Origin of the sequence: Arthrobacter sp. 35W (assembly GCF_000482545.1) — a bacterium.
Classification (GTDB): Bacteria; Actinomycetota; Actinomycetes; order Actinomycetales; family Micrococcaceae; genus Specibacter.
This window is the reverse complement of record NZ_KI519454.1, coordinates 982,591-997,195: the sequence shown is the minus strand read 5'-3', so window position 1 is coordinate 997,195 and position 14,605 is coordinate 982,591. Positions and strand designations below refer to the sequence as shown.

The 14,605-nt window shown below is 63.4% G+C and carries 13 protein-coding genes; 5 read left to right on the top strand and 8 right to left on the bottom strand.

Annotated elements, in window-relative coordinates; all coding sequences use genetic code 11:
• Positions 1-28: 28 nt before the first annotated feature.
• Entirely contained in the window at positions 29-961 is a 933-nt protein-coding gene (locus K254_RS0104295) for a ribokinase (RefSeq protein ID WP_051388801.1), read from the bottom strand.
• Between the two features lie 50 nt (positions 962-1,011).
• Here K254_RS0104295 and K254_RS0104290 point away from each other — a divergent pair, with 50 nt between their 5' ends.
• The 5 genes from K254_RS0104290 (at position 1,012) to K254_RS21695 (ending at position 6,011) form a co-directional block, all read left to right on the top strand.
• Positions 1,012-1,959: a nucleoside hydrolase gene (locus tag K254_RS0104290; protein WP_026554331.1), complete on the top strand. Its 948-nt coding sequence runs from the start codon at positions 1,012-1,014 to the stop codon at positions 1,957-1,959.
• Entirely contained in the window at positions 1,956-2,969 is a 1,014-nt protein-coding gene (locus K254_RS0104285) for an adenosine deaminase (protein ID WP_026554330.1), read from the top strand. Before K254_RS0104290 ends, K254_RS0104285 begins: the two co-directional genes overlap by 4 nt.
• The gene (locus K254_RS0104280) at positions 2,966-3,904 is read left to right on the top strand and encodes a carbohydrate kinase family protein (RefSeq protein WP_026554329.1); all 939 of its coding nucleotides are present in this window, start codon (positions 2,966-2,968) and stop codon (positions 3,902-3,904) included. Before K254_RS0104285 ends, K254_RS0104280 begins: the two co-directional genes overlap by 4 nt.
• Before the next feature lie 104 nt (positions 3,905-4,008).
• On the top strand, positions 4,009-4,746 hold the full coding sequence (locus K254_RS0104275) for a GntR family transcriptional regulator (RefSeq protein ID WP_196810863.1): 738 nt from the start codon (positions 4,009-4,011) through the stop codon (positions 4,744-4,746).
• Positions 4,747-4,859: 113 nt separating this feature from the next.
• Positions 4,860-6,011 carry an MFS transporter gene (locus K254_RS21695; protein WP_081709879.1) on the top strand — a complete coding sequence of 384 codons (1,152 nt, stop codon included), beginning with the start codon at positions 4,860-4,862 and terminating at the stop codon, positions 6,009-6,011.
• 67 nt (positions 6,012-6,078) lie between these two features.
• On the opposite strand, the gene K254_RS0104265 is transcribed toward K254_RS21695, so the two are convergent.
• The 7 genes from K254_RS0104265 to K254_RS0104235 all read right to left on the bottom strand — a co-directional run bounded on the left by K254_RS0104265 (position 6,079) and on the right by K254_RS0104235 (position 14,282).
• The gene (locus K254_RS0104265) at positions 6,079-7,221 is read right to left on the bottom strand and encodes an ArdC-like ssDNA-binding domain-containing protein (protein WP_155848446.1); all 1,143 of its coding nucleotides are present in this window, start codon (positions 7,219-7,221) and stop codon (positions 6,079-6,081) included.
• Positions 7,222-7,309: 88 nt separating this feature from the next.
• Positions 7,310-7,795, bottom strand: a complete 486-nt coding sequence (locus tag K254_RS24730) for a hypothetical protein (RefSeq protein ID WP_051388797.1) — start codon at positions 7,793-7,795, stop codon at positions 7,310-7,312.
• An 8-nt stretch (positions 7,796-7,803) separates the two neighbouring features.
• Complete coding sequence (locus tag K254_RS21685) at positions 7,804-9,615, bottom strand: type IV secretory system conjugative DNA transfer family protein (RefSeq protein WP_051388795.1); 1,812 nt, start codon at positions 9,613-9,615, stop codon at positions 7,804-7,806.
• Positions 9,615-10,829: a hypothetical protein gene (locus K254_RS0104250; RefSeq protein WP_051388794.1), complete on the bottom strand. Its 1,215-nt coding sequence runs from the start codon at positions 10,827-10,829 to the stop codon at positions 9,615-9,617. The genes K254_RS21685 and K254_RS0104250 overlap by 1 nt, the downstream gene beginning before the upstream one ends.
• Before the next feature lie 239 nt (positions 10,830-11,068).
• Positions 11,069-12,517, bottom strand: a complete 1,449-nt coding sequence (locus K254_RS0104245; protein WP_196810862.1) for an SCO6880 family protein — start codon at positions 12,515-12,517, stop codon at positions 11,069-11,071.
• Between the two features lie 22 nt (positions 12,518-12,539).
• Positions 12,540-13,955: a type IV secretion system protein gene (locus K254_RS0104240; RefSeq protein WP_081709878.1), complete on the bottom strand. Its 1,416-nt coding sequence runs from the start codon at positions 13,953-13,955 to the stop codon at positions 12,540-12,542.
• Between the two features lie 9 nt (positions 13,956-13,964).
• On the bottom strand, positions 13,965-14,282 hold the full coding sequence (locus tag K254_RS0104235) for a hypothetical protein (RefSeq protein ID WP_155848445.1): 318 nt from the start codon (positions 14,280-14,282) through the stop codon (positions 13,965-13,967).
• Positions 14,283-14,605: the final 323 nt, after the last annotated feature.

Below are 14,605 nucleotides of genomic sequence, written 5' to 3'. Positions count from 1 at the left end.
AAACGGCGCTCCCTGGTGCAGAGATGTGTCAGAGTTCCGACAGATAGGGCAAGGACGCTATCGCACCAGGCCTAGTGGCTGAGAGCGTCGCCGCCCTGACACCCAGAGCGACTGCCTCAGCAAGCGGATGCCCCAACGCCAGCTGGGCAGCCATGGTGCCGCAAAAGCAGTCGCCAGCTCCCGTCGTGTCGATGGCCTCCACACGCTGCGCATCAAAGGTGATGGGCTTTTCCCCCGGGGGAATGATGACGCAACCGGCGGCTCCTCTCGTCACCACGATGATTGGCTTCGTCTCCAGCCGTGATGCCTGCTCGGCGACCTCGGCGAGGTCTTTCGCCTCTGTCGCAGAACCTGTGACGGCAGCCAGCTCGCTCTCATTCACTACCAGTACATCAACACTGGACAACAGCTCTGGGGGCAGCGGCCCCGCCGGTGCGGCATTCAGTATCCGTACCCCTTGGGCCGCGGCGAAGGCCCGGGCAATGGTCTCCGCGGGAACTTCGAGTTGGGCAAGAACCACGTCTGCCTGGGCCAGCTTCTCAATTGCCGGTCCGGATGGCGCTATCGTCGTGGCAGCGTTTACCCCCGGACTGACCAGAATCCGGTTTTCACCCGCGGCGTCAACCACGATGACGGCCAGACCTGTGTATCCATCGGGATCCCGAGACAGCAGACCGGTTTCAATGCCCTCCGTCTGAAAGAGAGTGCGGAATCGGCTGGCCACGGGGTCCTCCCCCAGCGTTCCAAGCATCTCCACCGCCGCACCCATCCGGCGCGCGGCAACGGCCTGGTTGGCGCCTTTGCCGCCCAGCCCTGTGCTGTGGCCCGCTGCCATCAACGTCTCGCCGGGGCCCGGGGCCCGGATCGCGGTGACCACCAGATCCTCGTTCAGGCTCCCCACGACGACAACTTTGCCCGTTCTGATGGCAGGAAATTTCAATTCTTGCTCTTGTTCACTCATACAAGTCATTATAAGGTTATGACAATAGACAATCTAGAGCGGAGCCCCCGATGAAGAACATTCTGATCGACTGCGACCCGGGCATTGATGACGCCCTCGCCATCATCCTTGCGTTGAAACACCCGGAACTGAACGTGTGCGCCATTACGGCCGTGTCCGGCAACCTGACCGCGGACTATACCTCCGTCAATGCCAGGAAGATCCTTGAGCTCATGGGCGAGAACAAGGTTCCAGTCGCCCAGGGCCCGCTCAAGCCCCTGGCACGTGACTATCCCCGGGATCCTTTCTCCCACGGTGACGACGGGTTGGGGAACACTGGCCTGCCCCAGCCGTCGTTGCCGCTGTCTGACCAATCCGCGGCCGAGCTCATCGTCAGCACCGTCAATGACCACGTCGGCGACATCTCCCTGGCCTTTACCGGGCCGCTGACCAACCTGGCGATTGCTCTTGACCTCGATCCGGAACTGCCCTCAAAGGTCAATGAGCTGGTCTTTTTGGGCGGATCGTTTGGGTTCACGAAGTACGCGTTCACCCAGGCCACCGGGGACAACCCGGCCAGCGAATGGAATGTCTACGTCGACCCCGAGGCTGCGGACAAGATCTTCCGGGCCGGTTTTCCGCTGCGCTGCATCGGCCTGGACGTAGCCACCCACATCGACATCAATCTAAACGAGGAAAGACTCGACAAATTGCGCGGCAGCAACAGACGAGAGGCCCGCTTTGCCGCCGACATCGTGGCGTTTGTGCGGGAACGAAAGTACCAGTCCTACTGCGCGCTGATCGATTCCATGGTCATCGCCGACCTCGTCGACCCCGATATCATCAGCTACGAAGAGATCCTCTGTGGGGTGGAAACCGAAGGGAAACTGACCTTGGGAATGACCGTTGCGGACATCCGCAACCACCACGCGTGGACGGATCTACCCCGCATCCAGGCAGCAGCTGACGCCGACTTTGATAGGTTCCTTGATTTCCTAGTGGACGGGTTGACGGCATGACAGCAGTGTCGACTCGGTTGCTTCAATTGCCCAAGGCCGAACTCCACCTCCACATTGAGGGCACCCTCGAGCCCGGCTTGGTCTTTGCGCTTGCCAGGCGCAATGGCGTGGACCTTCCGTACCGCGACGAGGCCGAACTCCGCGGGAAGTACTCCTTCAACAACCTGCAGTCCTTCCTGGACTTGTACTACGACTGCATGGCCGTCCTGACGACGAGGCAGGACTTTGCGGATCTGGCCCGCAGCTACTACGGCAAGGCCCGGGAGCAGGGGGTGCGCCATGTGGAGATGTTCTTCGATCCGCAGGCCCACGTCCGCAGGGGCGTGGACTTCGACGACATCGTGGATGGGCTGAACCAGGCAATCGCCGAGGCTTGGACCGATCACGGGATTTCAGGGGGACTCATCCTGTCCTTCTTGCGCGACGAGCCGCTGGAGAGCGCGGAGTCGGTTTGGGACAGGGCCAAGGAGCGGCCCGAACGGTTCATCGCCGTCGGGCTGGATTCGGCGGAAGCCGGCTTCCCTCCTGCCCGTTTTGGACCAATCTTTGCCCAGGCACGGGCCTTAGGGCTCAATGCCGTGGCCCATGCAGGGGAAGAGGGACCGCCGTCCTACATTTGGGAAGCATTGGATGAGCTCAACGTGGACAGGATTGACCATGGCATCCGGGCCTTGGAGGACGATGACTTGGTTCGCCGGCTGGTCCGGGAGGCGATACCACTGACCGTTTGTCCGCTGTCCAATGTCCGACTTGGCTGCGTCCCGGACCTTGCCTCGCACCGACTCCCGGAGATGCTGGCCAAGGGGTTGGTCGTCACCGTGAATTCCGACGATCCAGCCTATTTCGGCGGCTATGTTGGTGACAACTTTGTCGCCCTCGACGCCGCGTTTGGACTTGATGAGGCGACGGCGGCACGCCTGGCACGCAACTCCGTGCTGGCCTCTTTCGCCACCTCGGATCGAAAGAATGAGCTGATGGCGCTCGTGGACAGCTGGGAGGCTCAAGCATGAGCAGCAACAAGGTCAGGTATGCGGTGCTCTCACACATCATCATTGACGACATCGTCCACCCGGATGGACAAACAGATCCAGGCCACCTGGGCGGAGCGGGCTCGTACGCAGCCATTGGTGCCGCCTTGGCCGCCAGCCCGGGCGAGGTCGGCATCGTTGCCAAGGTGGGTGCTGCGGAGCGTGACGGGCTGAGCCACGAGTTCATGGACCGAGGAATTTCGACTGAGGCACTGCGAGGAATTCCTGGCCCCACCCCCCGCTCGACTCTCCGGTATTTCCACGACGGCGAACGTGTCGAAGTTCCCCACCACGGAGAGGACCATTTTGATGCTTTGACCCCCTTGCCGGCCGATATCCCAGCGAGTTGGACCGGGCTCGAAGGGATCTATTTGTTCCACGACACGGATCCCGACTATTGGCACGCAATTTCCGCGTATCGGGCAGCCAATGAAGTCACCATCCTCTGGGAAATCTCAGCCGCAGCATGCACCCCCGAACATTGGGATGCGGTCAGCAACATCTTGCAAACAGTGGATGCCTTTTCGATCAACCGGACCGAGGCTCTTACCCTGTGCGGAACGGACTCACTGGTTGTGGCCGTCGAGAAGCTTCGGCGAACCGGCGTGACAGTTTTCCTGCGGCTCGGGGAACAGGGATCCGTCGCCATTAGGGGTGCAGAGAGCTGGGCAGTGGCCCCGGCGCGGGGATCCGTCGTCGATCCGACAGGCGGAGGTAACTCCTATAGTGGTGCTGCACTGGTGGGGTTCATCCAATCCGACGGCCATCCGGCTGCGGCTTCTCGGGCTGCGGCAGCGGCGGCCAGCCAGATCATCGGGCAATTCGGCGTTCCACCTGTGGGCCCGAAGGAGCGCCGGCGACTGGCCGAACAGGTGGCCGGTACCCACATGAAGGACCCGGCATTGCTATTGTTATAAAGGAGCTAACATTATGACAACATGCGGGGTGTCATCCTTGACATCCCACACGGTGCCAACGCGCATGTTGATGACCTGAGGGGAAGCGAAATCTGATGGTAGAAGTGTCAACCGTTGAACGGAATTCACCTGTGCCGGCCTGGGCACAAGTGATGCGGGACGTCAGGCGTCGGATCGAAGAAGGCGAACTCAAATCCGGCAGCCGTATGCCCACCGAAAACGAGCTCGCCACCTCTTATGGCGTCAGCCGGATTACCATCCGCCAAGCGTTGGCCGATTTGGCCTCAGAAGGATTTGTGGACCGCCGGCAGGGCACCGGAACGTTCGTAGCGCAGCGGGCCGCGCCCATTCAGCATGACCTCCAACTGACCACCCACTGGCGGACTCGGTTTGCCGACGCAGGCTTTGACGCCCGGTCGGAACAGATCGAAACCGCGCCAGATGCCGAGGTTCCGCATGTGTTGCTGCGTGAGTTGGAGGAAGCCGAGCGACCCGGCACAACCGTCCGCCTCAGCAGGCGCCATGTTGTGGACGGCAAGGCCATCGGCTTAACCAATTCCTGGGTGGCTGTGGACCGCGCTCCGGGCATCGACGCCCAGCCGCTGGTCAATGGCTCACTGTCGCAGACGCTCAGCGAGGTCTATGGCGTGGACACTGCCAAGACCGACAGCTTTTTGGAAGTCGGACTGGCGTCCTTCGCCGAAGCACAGCTCCTCAACACCTACGTTGACGCACCACTTTTTGTCGTCTTGTCCGTTTCACGCAACGCCGAAAACCAAGTCCTGGAACTGTCGAGGACCATCTGGATCAGCACGCAGGTTAGATTCCATTTCCTGAGCTGAAGTCGGGTGCGCCTTGAGCAGTCAGTGGGGTGGTCGGGAGTCTCGCGCGAAGCGGACCTCCAACCGGAAGGTACCCTCACTTGCCCAAGCCACCGACTTCAGACCGGCCGTCAATGTGGATCCCCCTGATTATCCTTGCCTCAGCAGGCTTTGTGTCAGTCACAACAGAACTGCTGCCGGTCGGACTGCTCCCGCTGATCGGCCAGGACTTCGGAATATCCGACGGCCAAGCCGGCCTCCTCGTGGCGGTGTATTCGCTGGTCATTGTTGTCACAGTCATTCCGCTTTCACGGTTGACCTGGCGAATGTCCCGGCGCCGCCTTCTGACAGCCACCTTGGGGGCCTTCCTCGTAGGCACACTCGCTCTCGCAGCGGCTCCCAATTTCCAGATCGCACTACTCGCCCGGGTCCTCAGCGGGGCCGCCCACGGGCTCATGTGGTCGACGCTTGCACCGTATGTGAGCCGCACCGTTCCGGCGAAGGACGTGGCAAAGGGACTGGCCGTGATATTCAGCGGAAGCACGCTCGGCCTGGCCTTGGGAACACCGCTGGGAACAGCTTTGGGGCACGCGGCTGGTTGGCGGACTGCCTTCCTGTTTATGGCCTGCACCATCGCTGTCGTGGCTATATTGTCCGCATGGATCCTTCCAGAGGTGCCCCACAGCCTTGGAGGCGGTGCACGCACCAGCCTCCTCGCTGCTTGGCGGCTGCCGCGTGTGCGGCCCCAGCTCATCGCGTGGGCTTTTCTGGTTGTCGCACACTTTGGATTGTTGACGTACATCGGAGCGTTCTTCGAGGGTCGATCGTTACCACCAGCAGCGACGACCGCTGCGCTCGGAGTCCTTGGATTTTCGGCACTTGCGGGCATCTGGATCGCCGGCCTGACGCCGCGCCGGCTCACCCGTCCCGTCCTTCTCTTTGTTTGCGCGGCGATGGCCGTTTGCTTCATGGCCTTGTCCATGGCGCCGCTCAATACTGCATGGGCCATAATCACCGTAGCCATTTGGGGCACGGCGCAGTCCGCCGGCAACGTTTTCAACCAGACGTCAGTGCTGTCCGCCGCCGACCGCCACACTGACGATGTGAACAGCCTGGTCGTCGTCGCCATCCAGATCGGCATTAGCACTGGCTCCAGTCTGGGCGGTCTTGCTGTCCAAACCCTGGGGGTTGTCCAGCTTCCTCTGGTTTTGCTGATCCCCCTCGCCGCATCAATGGTTCTTGTCCTCAGAACAGGACGTGCAGTGATTACGGCCCCTGACATGTAGAACCAGGCAGCGCCGCTTCAACCGGCAATGGCCCGGCAGATCCGTCGCGTCTGCCGTGGTGGTTTTGTCATAACATCGCTCGGACTTGGCCCTTCGGTCTTCGACCGTCAATGCTTGGCGTAGATGAGTTCATCGCTGGGTCCGCCCTGGAAGCAACAATCTTCCCGCCGAATCCAGCCGGGCAGGTAACTTCGAGAATGTTTTTCGAAGCAGCAGTGGCTCTACCCAGAACTGACTTGGCTATTTCCACCCGGGACAATGGCTTGTGGTCCTTGGTCGATTGCAGGATGGAGTCGGCTTCGGTTTGGATGACGGCGTCCGCCCAGCCGGCCAGATAGCTCGCTGACTGGGCGCCGCGGTCGATGCCGTGGGCTCGAAGCACGGTGTAGGCAACGGACTCCGCCTCGATCTCGGCCAGCCCACGGTGTTCGATGCTGCTGCCATACAACTGGCCGAGTCTGTCGTTTGGGCCGTGGAGCATGGCGTGCCCCAATTCGTGGGCAAGAACTGCCATCCGCTCACTGTCACCGAGCCACGAACCAATGGTGATGGTGTGGGACCCGAAGTTCGTATGGCCGCTGGCCAGCGAATGTTGGCTGTCGGACACTTCAATGCTGAATCCTCCCATGGCGGCAACCTCTACAAAGGAGCGCCAGAGCCCCTCATGGTCGCTCATAGGCAGTTCAGTGCTGCCGGGGCGGGGCACCAGCAGAGGCCTTCCCTCAGTTTGGGAAACGTCGAAGACGGCCTGGCCCCGCCACCCCGTTACGACAGTCTTCGCATCAGGTTCGCGGACGTCGGGATCTGGCGTGGGCGTTCCGTTGTGCCGCCCGTCGTCAACCGCAGGCACCTTAGAAGTCCGCGGCGCAATCACCCACAGCGCGTGTTCACCTTTGAGGACATAGCGGCCGTGCCGCTCCCATTCCTTGTACCCCGCTACAAGGGTCGGCGGTTGCTTGTCGCGCTGGGCCATCTGCAGCATCAGTAGGGCAGCATTGCCCCCTGAGTAGCGCCACAGCGTGGCCGAGTTGTCCAGCAGGACCTGCCATCGCCAGGGTTCGTTGACGGCCTGGTCCAGGAGGCCAAACAGCCCTTGGGTTAGCGCCGCCACCCGTTCCGCCGGATCGGGGTGTGTTGCGGGAGGGGCAGATTGGCGGTCAATCGGGCCTGAGCCAAGCGGCCAGCTGGGGAATTCGTTCGCGTGAGCCATGGAAGTCGCCTCTGTCCGTCCCTGCACCGGCGCGGATGCGCGGATGCATGTTCATCCCCTTCGGCGAGCGCTGCGGCATGACCGTTCTTCACCCCATCTGGTCGGGCGACCATGCCTCGGCGATCGGCCCGTCCTGAGGCAATGCCCGCCGTACCGGATCACGATGCGCCTGCAGCCCGACGCATCCAGCCGATCGCGTGTGTTCGCGGAGTCGTTCGATGGAGTGTGTCAGCCGTTCGTGGAAGGACAAGGGGCCATAGCCGCCGTCATCCTCTGTATAGGAGGCTTGCTCGGCCCGCTGGAGGGCGTAGAGCTCTGCCACCAGCTCGCTGTGCTTCCACCAACAATCGGGCACCACAGACGTTGGTAGGTGGTACGTGGTCACGAGCCACTCGACCCAAGCGCCCAGTTGGTGCCAGACGGCGTGCGCGGTTCGCGGATCCATGTCACGCCAGCGGTAGGTCACGGGCACGCGGTTGGACCGTTTCCCCTCAGTGGAGCCGAACAGCATGGCCGCGAACTCATCCTCTGCTCCCCCACCCACGGTGTACTCGAAGGATTCCTCGTCATCCATAGCAGTTCCTACCCCTCGGCATTGTGATCGACGACGACGGCGGCCTGGCGACTCCGATGCCCGTCGGCCAGTTCGCGCTCTGTCGCTTCCTTGGACTCCCCCAGTGCTGCGGCGTCCTTGCGCTTGTGCCATTCGCGGAGGTCCAACAGGATAGGCCGGCTGCGTCGGCCGAGCATGATGGCCGTACCAGCCGGCAAGCGCCGTATCTCGTGCAGCGGGATGACGGGCGTCTCCCGAATCTGTTCGCCATCCTGCCTTCCCTGCGAGGACCAGGAGCGAGTGTTGATGGTCAGGTTCCGCTCGCCGATGAGGCCCGCAAGCGAGCGGAGGTCCCTTTCATCGGAACCGCCGCCAAAGATGACCTTGATGATGGCCGCATCCCAGATGGTGGCCGCCTCGTCAATGGACCACCCGGATCTCGCCTGGGACAGCGATTGGAGGACAACGATGGTGGAGATGCCGATGCCACCGCCGTCGGAGAGCACCACCGGCAAGCCCGGCCACGGCGAGAGATTGGCGATCTCATCCAGGATCAGGGAAAGGGGCGGGTCGAGCCGTCCGCCAGGCGCAACGAAGGCCATCTCACGGGCTGCATAGTCGATGTCGTCAATCAGGGCCGAGAGGTAGGGGCCTGCCGCGGCAGCACCGGCGCGTGTCCCTATCAAGTAGAGCGTCCCCCGTTGCCGGATGAACTGCTTGGGATCGAACTCCTCGGCCTCGCCGCGAGGATTCAGGGCGGCGAGCACCTTGGGTGATGAGAGGGGCGCGACGGCGGCGGTGACGCCGATCCACGAGTTGGAGGTGTTGCGGGGGTCGTCTTCGATAATTCCCATCAGGTCGGCCTGCCACCCCATGGCTGCCTCTGGCCGGCCAAGGACTTCCAAAGCCTCCTTGGCCAGCACGGGGCTGGACGACCAGCGCCGAAACGCCGTGACTCCCTCTCCCGACAAAGCCGCCGCGTGGAGGAGGCATTGAAGCACAATCACCGAGCGCTTTTGCCAAGCAGCATTCTCGCCCTTCATCTCAGTGTCGGCCGTGATCACCAGGGCGCGGCGTGTGGCAATGTCCGGGTCCTGGCAGCCGCGGATGGGCGACCAGCGCAGAGTTGTTGGCAGACCAGACATGCCCTGCGGATCAAAGACGGTAACGGGCCGTCCGCCGGACGACCGGGCCCGCATCGTCACCACAAGGTTGTCCGCCCGGGTTGAGGTGGTGACCACCGCTCCGGGCGCATCGAGGATGGCGTTGATGATGACGTAGAGGCCCTTGCCGGACCGTGGCGCACCTTGGATCACCATGGACTCCTCGGTCGAGACGTGGACCGTGATGCCCCGGGAGCGGCCAACCGTCCATGACAACTCCTCGACGCGTGGCCGATCGAGTCCCGGGCGGGTGAAGCGTCCGCGTTTGACGACGGCACGGGCGCCGAAGTCCCGCACGATCTCCGCCCGCCGGGCCACGCCATCGCGCCCCAGGATGTCGAGCCGAAGCCACGAACCCGACTGCCGCCAGACACGCAACACCATGTAACCCGCTGCAACCGCGAGCGCCAGCGCCCCCAGAAGCGGACCGACCAAAAGCCACACGGTCCCGGTGCCGACGTTGCAGTGATCGGGCAGCGGGACAATCCAGCCGATCCGCCCTGTGAAGAGGCCGACGCCGGCTGCCGGGCTGAAGGTCCACTCGGGCGACCCTTGGCAACTCCACCTGACCGCTAAGGACGCGCATGCCTGGACAAGCAGGCAGAAGCCCAGATAGGTGGCCACGGCAACGAGCCCGGCTGTCACCATGGGATTGCCGTCATCCAGCCGCCGGGGCATCAGATCATCCGCTCGTCGGTGCCGAACACTTCCAGCTCATCCGTGGTCACTCGATTGGCCACGATGAAGGAGCGGTTGCCGACCTTCCACAACCCCACGCCCTTGGGCAGGTTTTCGACGTGGTCGCATTCGGCTTCGGTCAGCCCCAGGGCTTCCTTGGTCAGGCGCATGGCGTCGTGCTTTTGCCGGTAGATGATCCGGGTGTCGGCCTCTGTCAGCAGGCCCAGTGCCTTTTGGCGGAGTCCGCTGGTGCCGTCGCCGATTTCGTTTAGGTCCGCAACCTTGTGCATGATGAGCAGATTGGCGATGCCGTAGGTGCGGGCCAGCCGCCATTGCTCGCTCATTTTGGCCAGCATGTAGGGGTCGGAGAGCATCCGCCAGCCTTCGTCGTATACGACGATCCTCTTGCCGCCGTCGGGACTCGTCACTGCTGCCTCCAGCCATGTGGCGCCACAGGCGGCCGCGAGCGAGAGTGCCTGTTCCGATGCGCCGATCAGCGCCGAGGTGTCCATGACCATGATGGGCGCATCGGCATCGAACGCCACCGTGGACGGAGCGTCGAACATGCCCTCCAGGTCGCCGGAGACGGTGCGCCGCAGTGAATGGCCGACGCCGGTGCCACCGTCTTGGCCGACCAGGTTGACTGTCGCGGCGGTCGGGTTGAGCAGGTATTGAAGCACCATGGGCAGTGTCGGGGTGCTGTTCGCTGCCACGGCCTCAGTCAGCGCCATGTCCAGGGCTGTGTGTTCCACCGGGCTCATCGGCTGGCCCTGCCGCATCAAGGACACGAGGGCAACGAGCAGGTGCCGGCGGCGCTGGCGAACCACGGCCTGCCACTGCTCATCAGACAACGAGACCGGCCGGGGCCCTTCATCGAGGGGGTTGACCCTCGCGGGCCTCCCCGGTCCGACGGAGATGATCTTCCCGCCTAAGGCGTGGGCGACGCCGACCCATTCCCCCTTGGGATCCGATGCCACGGCCGCCTTTCGGCCCAAGGTCACGGACCGTGCGACCAGGGACTTGCCGCACATGGACTTGCCGGTGCCGACCGTCCCGATCACCACGATGGAGGGTCCGCTGATGATGCCCTTGTCGTAGAGGATCCACGGGTCATAGGAGAACGCCCCAGATCCAAAGACATCGGTGCCGATGTAGGTGCCCTCGTGGCCCAGTCCGGATTCAGTCAGGAACGGATAGGCAGCCGCAAATGTCATGGTGGAGGCCCTGTGCGGGGCCGGCCGCAGCCGATGTGGGCCCCGCAGTGAATCACGGTCCCGGCTCCCCCAGTCTCCGCGCCGACGAATCTCGAAGCCGACCTCGTCGCGGCGAGTCAGCCGGTCCCAGAGCGATCCGCCCGGCGAGCCGGACAAGGAACTCTCCTGTCGCCGTCGTTCCCCTCTGTCCGTTCGGGATTCACCCGATGGTACGAAGCTGACCTTCTGTGGGTGCCTGGTCATTTCAATCCCCTCCCGAGAGGCAAGGCTCCGGCAACGAAGGCGGCCCACTGCTGGCCAGCCAGCAGGCGCAGCTCGACGAACGCGCCCGCGGCGGCCGATTCGAGATCCTGGCGATGCCGCGCGAGATCATCAAGGGTGTCCGCAGTGATGGTGATGTAGGCGGCCGGGCGGACATCACCGTGGCCGGCCACGATTTCCTCCTCGCGCTGGGCCACTTCCTCTTCTTCAGCCAACTGCTCCCGAGTGAGAGGCCGGTCGAAGCGGGTGTTGATGCGGCGCCGAGTATCGTGCGCCTCATGGGCGGAGCGGATGTCCCGCAGCGCCTGGTCTGTGGGAACGGCGCGGATGACCTCGGTGACGGTGTGCCTGAAGTCGCCCACATAGACCAGCGGGTGAAGAAAGCCGGGGAATACCTTCTGCCGCGGCCACTCGGCAATCCAAAACGTCTGATGGAACCCGGAATCCGTGCGCAGATAGGACCAGTGTTCCTCAACTGCCATTGGCCCGGCGCTGACCAATCTCGGTCCGCCGTCGTCGAGTCCGTGAGCCCTCTGGTGACCGACGAGGCGGGTCACGGCAGCCGGATCAAATGCCCCACGGAGCACCGCTGTGACTGCCTGGTCCGGCAGCCATTCATCCACGGTGACCCCATGGGTCTTCAGTCCAGTGGTCAGGGCCTCCACCTCCGAGCGAAGGACATGCTCGACGCCGAGCAGGGAGCCGCCGGCATCGCGAATTCTGCGCCGCGCCTTTGCCGTATCCACCACGAGGCAGACCAGAAGCTCGTGGCTCATGGCAGAGCCGGCAGCGGCGATGAGGTCCAGATAGGAGCGGTCGCCCCAGGAAATCTCATCGATGCGGGTCGGCTGCTTGGCTCTCTCATAGAATTCCTGCAGCGCGCTGGACGGGTACGGGACCGTGTAGTCCTGCACGGCGATCCGGGCGATGGTTGGCCGCTGGGCCATGGCCGTCTGCACGCGGGACCACGACTGTACGGCATAGGCCTTGTCGTCCGCATCCAGGAGGGCGAACGACGTGGTGCTGCAGCGCAATACAGCCATGGCTTCATGCCCCTGCCTATCAACGATGAATGCTTGGCCTGTGGCCGTGCGGTGCAGCTCCAGGCTGCCCAGTCCTCCGGGAAGGACAAAATGGCCGACGGTGGCTGGCTGCTCGGGCTTGGCAAGATATCTGGTCTGGCCCTGGGCTTGCCGGAACAGGAACACTGCTGAAGCGTAGGCCCAGACGGGATATGGGATCCGCGAGTACTGGAGCACGCCGAGGAGAACGAGACCAAGCCATATCGGCGACGTGAGAATCAGCCCGGGCGGGCCAGAGGTCGCAGACGCCGCACTGGCCGCGAAGACGCCGGCACCGACGAGAGTTAGCTGGTACCACTGCAGCCCCATGAATAGGCCATGCCGCTCATAGCGCGGGAACTTCACGGCTTGCAGGGTTCGAGTGCTTTCAGACATCTTGGTCCCTTTCCCATGATGAATTGACGCTGTCCGGATGATGCACCGGTTGGGTTGGTGGGCGGGGCACAGGCGGTCGCGGTATCGGCTTCGGCTGCGGCGCCCTGGATGTTGGTGCTCCTGGCACCGCAGTGGATGCTGCTTGTGGCACGTCGTCCATCGACGGCTGTGAACCACCACCGCCGGACGCTGGCCCGCCCAAACGGTGGGCCGCCCTTGATCCACCCGCCAGAGCCTCGTCTTGCCTACCCGGCCCAGACGAATGGTTCGCCGCACCGGCTGCCGACGGTCCGGCGTCGAGCATCAGTTGTGTGCCTCGAGCCTTGTTGGCCGTCTGGACTGGCGATGCCAGTGCTGGCAGGTGCCGGGACTGGACCGGGGACGGTCCGCGGGATCCCAAGCTGCTCAGGCTCAGTTTGCCGCCCATCTGCCGGCTGACCTGTCGGGCGGTGAAACTGCTGGTTCGTGCCAAGACGTGCCCGCCGCCGGCAACCTGGGCCGCGGCCGCCAGCTCCCCGCCGGCAAAGCTGACCAGTCGTAGGGCCATGAGTGGCGCTCCACAGGCGAGCAGCATGCCGACGGCGCCGGACGCCAGCCCAGCGAACGACGTCGACTCCGCGAAGAGTTTGACCGCGACGGCCAGGACGGTCGCCGCGAGGGGCTTGGCAATGAGCAGCGCAATGACGATCTCGCACCAGTGCCGCATCCAGGACTTCGTGCGTTCCCATGGCATTAGCATGAGTGCCACCGGGGCCACTGCGGCCAGGACGAGGAGGGCGAAGGAGCGGAAGATCATCGAGCACATCAGGATGAAGGCTAGGATCCACACCACCGCGACGGCCGCCACCGTCACGATCACCGACCCGACGGCGCCGTCGTTGGTTCCCGGGCTGGCCAGCGAGACGACATTCCACGAGCGGTCTGAGCCTGCCGGTGCCCTCTCAAAGCCGAAGAGCCGCATGAACACCACATATGGCTCGGTGCCCAGGGTGGCCAGGACGGCATTGGCGGCCGAGTCGGTGAACCGGGTGAGCTGCTGCATGAGGGTGACGGCACCGACGACCACCGGGACGGCTATGGCCCCAGCCACGAGAGCCCGGCCTATGCGGCGCGGCTGCTGACTGATCAGACCGCCCACGAGCTGCAGGACCATGGCAATGACCAGCGGTGTCATCATGACGACGATCCACCAGTTGGTCAGCCCATTGACGGCGGCCCAGTCCGAGTCGCCTATCTCAGAGACTCCGAAGGCTCCGGAAATGAACGACCACATCCACGAAGCCATGCTCTCCAGGATCCCCGCGAACATCGCCGTGACGGATCCGGCAAAGCCATCCTGGGCTTCGGAAACCAGGCCGCAGCCGGGCGGCCACCAACCCCCGAGGTCGCAATTGACCGTGGGCAGCATCGTGCGGGCCTAGAAACCGAGGTTGAAGGCCGACTGCGACCAGAGGATGTAGCCGTTGATGCCCCCGAGGATGGCAGCAATGGGCCCGGTCCAGAGCAGGATCATCCCTCCTCCGGACGCCAGCCGCGATGACTGGCTTAGCTTGCCGGCCAGCAACATCGCCGCGCCCAGGATCGCCACGATCGCGATGACGATGAATGCTCCCACGAGCACTCCACCACCGATCTCCTTCAGCGACTCAAGGAACGGAAAATTCGTGTTGGGTGTGATCCCTGGATCCACCGGCGCCGCAACGAACATCGTGAACTCCCATCGTTGTCTGTCCACGTTTGTGGGCAGTGTTCACGAGTTCATCGGGGGTGGGGCGGCGGGCGACATGACGCTGATTCAGCCAAGCAAGTGCTTTCGTAGCAGCTTGCCGGTTCGCTCTGTATGGTTCCTAGATTCTAAGGAACTAGGCGGCTAGCCCACCAATGGTCCAGGCGAAGGGCGTCTCAACCAGCGCTGCTCCTCGACCGAGGGTACGAAATGGAGCATGAACGAAAATCTTCACCTTTACAGAAAAACATACCTACTAGACCAGAAACCAGTTGACCCCCAGAACCGCATACGCGTAACGATATTCCTCCATGAAAGGCGAGAGAAAGGTG

Bases quoted from the DNA above. Each gene is read 5' to 3' on its own strand.
- K254_RS0104290 (WP_026554331.1), top strand. From the start codon at position 1,012: ATGAAGAACATTCTGATCGACTGCGACCCGGGCATTGATGACGCCCTC.
- K254_RS0104280 (WP_026554329.1), top strand. From the start codon at position 2,966: ATGAGCAGCAACAAGGTCAGGTATGCGGTGCTCTCACACATCATCATT.
- K254_RS0104285 (WP_026554330.1), top strand. From the start codon at position 1,956: ATGACAGCAGTGTCGACTCGGTTGCTTCAATTGCCCAAGGCCGAACTC.
- K254_RS0104265 (WP_155848446.1), bottom strand. From the start codon at position 7,221: ATGGCTCACGCGAACGAATTCCCCAGCTGGCCGCTTGGCTCAGGCCCG.
- K254_RS21685 (WP_051388795.1), bottom strand. From the start codon at position 9,615: ATGCCCCGGCGGCTGGATGACGGCAATCCCATGGTGACAGCCGGGCTC.
- K254_RS0104295 (WP_051388801.1), bottom strand. From the start codon at position 961: ATGAGTGAACAAGAGCAAGAATTGAAATTTCCTGCCATCAGAACGGGC.
- K254_RS21695 (WP_081709879.1), top strand. From the start codon at position 4,860: ATGTGGATCCCCCTGATTATCCTTGCCTCAGCAGGCTTTGTGTCAGTC.
- K254_RS0104250 (WP_051388794.1), bottom strand. From the start codon at position 10,829: ATGACATTTGCGGCTGCCTATCCGTTCCTGACTGAATCCGGACTGGGC.
- K254_RS0104240 (WP_081709878.1), bottom strand. From the start codon at position 13,955: ATGCTGCCCACGGTCAATTGCGACCTCGGGGGTTGGTGGCCGCCCGGC.
- K254_RS24730 (WP_051388797.1), bottom strand. From the start codon at position 7,795: ATGGATGACGAGGAATCCTTCGAGTACACCGTGGGTGGGGGAGCAGAG.